At 67.9% G+C, this 5,317-nt stretch carries 5 protein-coding genes; 1 reads left to right on the top strand and 4 read right to left on the bottom strand.

Going from position 1 to position 5,317, the window contains the following annotated elements; genetic code table 11:
- The 4 genes from G3N99_RS33455 to mpl all read right to left on the bottom strand — a co-directional run.
- Positions 1 to 422 (bottom strand): shikimate dehydrogenase (locus tag G3N99_RS33455; protein WP_206124512.1); only part of this gene is annotated, 422 nt, incomplete at its 3' end.
- A complete protein-coding gene (locus G3N99_RS33450; RefSeq protein WP_174939089.1) occupies positions 419 to 2,506 on the bottom strand; it encodes an RNB domain-containing ribonuclease in 2,088 nt (695 codons plus the stop codon). The genes G3N99_RS33455 and G3N99_RS33450, both read right to left, overlap by 4 nt.
- A gap of 80 nt (positions 2,507 to 2,586) precedes the next feature.
- Positions 2,587 to 3,156, bottom strand: coding sequence for a YqiA/YcfP family alpha/beta fold hydrolase (locus G3N99_RS33445; RefSeq protein WP_206124511.1), 570 nt, complete (start codon positions 3,154 to 3,156; stop codon positions 2,587 to 2,589).
- Positions 3,153 to 4,538: a UDP-N-acetylmuramate:L-alanyl-gamma-D-glutamyl-meso-diaminopimelate ligase gene (mpl, locus tag G3N99_RS33440; protein ID WP_206124510.1), complete on the bottom strand. Its 1,386-nt coding sequence runs from the start codon at positions 4,536 to 4,538 to the stop codon at positions 3,153 to 3,155. The genes G3N99_RS33445 and mpl overlap by 4 nt, the downstream gene beginning before the upstream one ends.
- Before the next feature lie 246 nt (positions 4,539 to 4,784).
- Between mpl and G3N99_RS33435 the strand changes: the two genes are divergently transcribed.
- On the top strand, positions 4,785 to 5,317 hold a 533-nt coding region (locus G3N99_RS33435), incomplete at its 3' end, for a UDP-N-acetylmuramate--alanine ligase (RefSeq protein WP_206124509.1).

Genomic DNA, 5,317 nt, shown 5'->3' with positions numbered 1-5,317 from the left:
GCCGCGCCACCCGCGCCGAGCAGCAGGATGCGGGCGCCCGCCAGCGACACGCCGAGATTCGCTTCGATGTCGCGCACGAGGCCGACACCGTCGGTGTTGTCACCGTGGATGCGGCCATCGGCATCGATGCGCAGCGTATTCACGGCGCCCGCCGCTGCCGCGCGCGGCGACAGCGTGTCGGCGAGCGCATGCGCTTCGAGCTTGAACGGCACCGTCACGTTCGCACCGCGACCACCTTCGGCGACGAACGCGCGCACGGCCGCGTCAAACCCGTCGACCGGTGCGAGCCGGTGCGTGTATTCGACCGGCTCGCCCGTCTGCGCGGCGAACTGCGCGTGGATGAACGGCGACTTGCTGTGCGCCACCGGGTTGCCGAACACTACATAGCGGTCGGCGCCGCTCGTCGACGCAACCGCGTTCATGATGCGCGCCCCTCTTCGCTGGCGTTGCCGTTCGCGGCTTCGCCGCCTTCACCGGCCGTCGCGCCATCCGCTTCCGCCAGCGCTTCGGCTTCGGTTTCGGCCGTCGCGTCTTCGGCGTCGATCAGCGTGTCTTCGCCGGCTTCGGCGTCATCCTCTTCCTCGGCCGCGTCGCCGCTCGTCACGGTCGGCGCGTCGAGTACGTTCAGCAGCCGCACCGATGCCTCGATCGTCAGCTCGTCGAGCGACATCACGTCGAGCAGCACGCGCGTGCCGCGTGCATGCACGCCGAGCCCCGGCACGTGCAGCAGCAGCGGAATTTCCTCGAGGCGCACGAGATCCCCCTTCACGACGCTCGCGACGACCTGCTTCTTCTGCTCCTGCGCGAGCCAGCGCAGGCACCAGAAATACTCCATCCGGCGCTGGTAGTCGGCGTAGGCCGTATAGGTGTCGTCGAAGCCCTGCACGACCGCGTACAGGTCGGCGTCCTTCGGCTTGAACGGCGCGGCGAGCTTCGCGGTGACGCCATGCTGCACGCACGCGAGCAGTTGCCACTGGTTCACGAGGTCGACGTAACGGCGCAGCGGCGACGTGCTCCACGCGTACTGCGCGACGCCGAGGCCTTCGTGCGGTGCGGCCGTCGTCTGCATCCGCGTGCGCTTCGGGCCCGGCGCGCCGAAGCCGCGCTGCGAACGGTAGATGCCCGGCACCGTGTGGTCGTGCAGGAACGCGCCCCAGGTCGAGTTCGCGAGGATCGCGAGCTCCGACACGATCAGGTCGAGCGGCGACCCGCGACGGCGCGGCGTGATCGACACGTGCTCGCCGTCGACGTAGAAGTTGTAGTCGGTGTTGCGCTGCACCTCGCGCTTCAGGCCATAGCCCGCGCGCGCGACCTGGCGCTTCTCGAACAGCGCCTGCGCGAGCGGCCACAGCACGGCGATGTCGTCCTTGTGCGGATAGTCGCCGGTGCCGGCCGCGAGCGTCTCTTCGTTGACGAGCTCGTCGAGGTGGTTGTGCCGCAGGTTGTTCTTCACGAACACGAGCTCGGCGCGCGTCTCGTTCGCGACGATCTCCTGCGTTTCGCGGTTGACGATGATGTACAGCGACAGTGCCGGGCGGTAGTCGCCCTCTTTCAGCGTGAACACGTCGACGACGTCGTCCGGCAGCATCGTGATCTTGTCGCCCGGCATGTAGACGGTCGACAGGCGCGTGCGCGCGATCGCGTCGACCGGGTCGCCGCGCACGATGCCGAGCGCCGGTGCCGCGATGTGCACGCCGATCCGCACGCGGCCGTCGGCCAGGTGCTCGACCGAGAACGCGTCGTCGATTTCGGTCGTCGTGATGTCGTCGATCGAGAACGCCTGGACGTCCGCGCGCGGCAGGTCGTCCGGCAGTGCGCCGACCGTGACGGCCGGAAAGCCCGTGCCGTGCGGGAAGAACTCCGCGAGAAAGCGCGCCTCGTGCAGCGCACGCGGCGACGCGATGCCGCCGCAGTCGAGCATCAGCCGCGCCGGCGACACGCCGCGTGCACCGGCCGCCGCTTCCATCGCCTTGTATTCGATCGCGTTCTTGTCCGGCCGCGTCAGCAACCCGAGCACCTTGCCCGCAAACGCGTCCGGCAGCTTGCCGGCCTTCAGTTCCTCTTCATACTGCACCTGGACGAGCGCCTGCTGGCGCTTGCGCTCGAGCGACGCGAGCGCCATCTTGAGCTGCTCTTCCGGCGCGCGCTGGTACTGGCCGCGCCCCTTGCGTCGAAAGTAGACGGGCGAGCCGTGCAGTCGCAGCACCAGCGCCGCACGCTCGACCGGCCCATACGTCGCGCCGAAGTATTCCGCGGCCAGCGCCGTGTACGCGAACTCGTCGGCCGGCGCGCATTCCCACAGGAAGTCCAGATCGATCTGCTGCGCGGCCGTGTCGGCCTCCTGCATCAGTTCGCCTGCGGCCGGCTTGTCGAATTCGATCAGCACGTCTTTCGCGCGCACCTTTGCACGCCGCCCGCCGGGCAACTCGACCTGAAACGCGTCGCCCTGGCGCGACAGCACGCTGCCCGCCTTGAAACTGCCCGATTCCTCGAAGAAAACGTTCACTCAGTACTCTCGTTCAGACTGCCGGGCGCCGCGTCGGCGGCGCCGCATGATGATGGGAATTCGATCGGCACATGGCCGGTTTAAGACGTCTTTCCGTCGCAAAAGGCGAGAACGTCGTCGACATAGTCGGCAAATTCGCTGATCCCGTGATCGCTGCCCTCGATCACGCGCGTCTTCGCGCCCGGGTAATGCGCAAGCATCTCGCGGTAATCGAGCACTTCGTCACCGGTCGCCGCGAACAGATAGTAGCGTTCGACACGCGTGATCGCCGGCACGCGCAGCGCATCGAGCTCATGCAGGTGACGGCGCTCGACGACGATCGTGCCGCCGCCGTGGTACAGCGGCTGTTCGCCGAGATGCTGCTCGAGATCGCGCTGCGGCACGATGGCCGGATTCAGCAGCACCGCCTTCCAGCCGTGCTTTTCGGCCAGCCATGTCGCGTAATAGCCGCCGAGCGAGCTGCCGACGACGGTCACGTCGCGCGCGCCGGCCACCTCGGCTTCCGCGACCGCGATCGCTTCGAGCGGCGACACCGACAGCGACGGGCACCGCCACTCATCGGTGCGGCCGAGCTCGGCCATGCGCGCGGCGAGCTGGCGCGACTTCTGCGATTCCGGTGACGACCGGAAGCCGTGCAGGTACAGGATCACGTGCGGCTCCCGAGCGCATCGAGCAGCTTCTGGTGCACGCCGCCGAAGCCGCCGTTGCTCATCACGAGCACGTGGTCGCCGGGGCGCGCGGCGACGACGACGGACTTCACCAGCAGGTGCAGATCGTCGAATGCGTGCGCGTTGTCGCCGAGCGGCGCCAGCGCCTCGGCCAGATTCCAGCCGAGCGCATCGCGCCCGGTCGGCGCACCGTAGCCGAACACGAGATCGGCATCGGACAGGCTCGCCGGCAATTGCGACTTCATCACACCGAGCTTCATCGTGTTCGAGCGCGGCTCGAGCACCGCGAGGATGCGGGCATTCTGGCGACCGATGCGTGCACGAAGGCCGGCGATCGTGGTTTCGATCGCGGTCGGATGGTGCGCGAAGTCGTCGTAGACAGTCACGCCGTCCACACTACCGCGCACTTCCATCCGGCGCTTCACGTTACGGAACGACGCGAGGGATTCGGCCGCCTGCGCAGGCGGAACACCGACGTGGCGCGCAGCCGCGATTGCCGCGAGCGCGTTCATGCGGTTGTGATCGCCCTGCACCTGCCACGAGACTTCACCGACGCGTTCCGCATGCGAATACACCGCAAAGCGCTCGTCGACCGGCACGCCGTCCTCGGCCGGCAGCGCCTGCCAGCCGCCGTCGACGCCGAACCGCTCGACCTCGCTCCAGGAGCCGCGTGCCAGCACGCGCTCGAGCGCGTCCGAGCGGCCGTTCGTGACGATCCGGCCGACACCGGGCACGGTACGCACGAGATGGTGGAATTGCGTCTCGATCGCGGCAAGATCCGGGAAGATGTCGGCGTGATCGAATTCGAGATTGTTCAGCACCGCGGTGCGCGGCCGGTAGTGGACGAACTTCGAGCGCTTGTCGAAGAACGCCGTATCGTATTCGTCGGCCTCGATCACGAAGAAGCTCGAATCGGTGAGCCGCGCCGACACGCCGAAGTTCAGCGGCACGCCGCCGATCAGGAAGCCCGGATTCAGGCCCGAGTCTTCCAGCAGCCACGCAAGCATCGACGACGTGGTCGTCTTGCCGTGCGTGCCCGCGACCGCGAGCACCCATTTGCCGGCGAGTACGTGCTCGCCGAGCCACTGCGGGCCCGACACGTACGGCAGGCCGCGATCCAGGATCGCCTCCATCAGCGGATTGCCGCGCGTGACGACATTGCCGATCACGAACAGGTCCGGCTTCAGGTCGATCTGCTCGGCGCCGTAGCCCTCGATCAGCGTGATGCCCTGCGCCTCGAGCTGCGTGCTCATCGGCGGATAGACGCCCGCGTCGCAACCCGTCACCGTGTGGCCCGCCTCGCGCGCGAGTACGGCGAGACCGCCCATGAAGGTGCCGCAGATGCCAAGAATGTGGATGTGCATAGATGAATGCTTTCGCGCCGCCGGGCGCCGTCGATTCGGAAAGGATGTGTGTGCGACGCGCCGGACGGGCCGTGCGGCCGGCGCCCGGCCAACGGCTTTTGCCGCGACACAAAGAGCACTATTGTAACTGACGGCCTGCCGTGCCCGGCGGCCCGAACGCTGCGCGCGAACGGCGCCGGCGCGCCGGGCGGCAGGCCGCCGCACCCGCGCTCGGCCCCTGCGGCGATCGAGTATGATTGCCGGATCATGTCTCGCAAAACCCTTCTCGACCCGCGGCGCGTCCGCGAGGAAATCGCCCAGTCCGCCGCCCGCCTGATCGCGGAGGACGGCCTGGACTATGCCGGCGCAAAACGCAAGGCCGCGCGGCAGTTGCTGGGCGATACGCGCGTTGCCGGCGAATGGCTGCCGGATAACGACCTGATCGAGGAAGAACTGCGCGAGTACCTCGCCCTGTTCCAGAGCGACACGCAGCCGGACGAACTGCGCCGCCTGCGCGAAATCGCGCTCGACTGGATGCGCCGGCTCGCCGAGTTCCATCCTTATGTGACGGGTGCCGTGCTGAACGGCACCGCGAACGCGCATTCGGATATCCATTTGCAGGCATTCACCGACAACCCGAAGGACGTCGCGATCTACCTGCTGAACCAGAACGTCCAGTACGACGTATCGGAGACGCGGCACTTCGCGGGCCGCGCCGACGTCGAGACGCTCAGTTTCCTGTGGCGCCCACGGCGCGATGTGGACGCGATCGGCATCCACCTCGCGCTTTATGCGAGCGA

This window comes from Burkholderia sp. Ac-20392 (genome assembly GCF_017104585.1).
GTDB lineage: Bacteria > Pseudomonadota > Gammaproteobacteria > Burkholderiales > Burkholderiaceae > Burkholderia > Burkholderia lata.
Note: the sequence above shows the minus strand (reverse complement) of the source record. Positions and strands in the feature narration are given on the sequence as shown.